Here is a 762-nt window from a genome sequence, read left to right on the forward strand (position 1 = left end):
AACCATACAATTTAATAACCAACAAAACAACAATCTATACAAATAAGAAACAATAGAGAATTTCACTTAAATATTGAGCAGATAAAAAACAATCATGAAGAGCGGAAAATTTCAAACTAAAGGCTTCAAGTTTAAGCAGTTTTGTATCGAAGGAGGCGAAAGTGGCATGCCGGTGAGTACCGACGGCGTGATGCTTGGCGCGTGGATGGAAAGTCCGAGCCCTGCCCATATCTTGGATATCGGGACAGGAACAGGGTTACTCGCTTTGATGTGTGCTCAACGCTTTCCTGACGCAAAAATTACCGCCGTTGATATCGAAACCACAGCAGTTGAAGCCGCAAGCCACAATTTTTCGCACTCGCCGTGGCACGACCGACTCTCAGTTCAGCATACCGATGTTTTGATTTTTTCGCCGCCGCAACGCTTTCAACGCATTGTTTGCAACCCACCCTATTTCAACACTGGTGAGCAAGCTAAACAAAGCCAGCGAGCAACCGCTAGGCATACCGACTCCCTACGCCATGATGCGTTGCTTAACTGTTGTTATCAGTTGCTAGATACAGAAGGAAAAGCCAGCTTTGTGCTGCCAATCACCGAAGGGGAGCTATTTATTGAACTAGCATTAACCCAGGGTTGGTCTCTATCTCGACTGTGCCGCGTGCAACCATCGGAAAAGAAACCCGTGCACCGTTTGCTGTTTGAACTGGCAAAGCAACCTTGCGATACTCAAGAGTCACATTTGATCATTCACTCATCAGACGG

At 46.2% G+C, this 762-nt stretch carries 1 protein-coding gene; it reads left to right on the forward strand.

Annotation, left to right across the window (positions count from 1 at the left end; all coding sequences use genetic code 11):
• Positions 1 to 94: 94 nt before the first annotated feature.
• Positions 95 to 762 (forward strand): tRNA1(Val) (adenine(37)-N6)-methyltransferase (locus tag R7044_RS25065; protein ID WP_225455978.1); only part of this gene is annotated, 668 nt, incomplete at its 3' end.

The organism is Vibrio sp. 1402, from assembly GCF_033340275.1.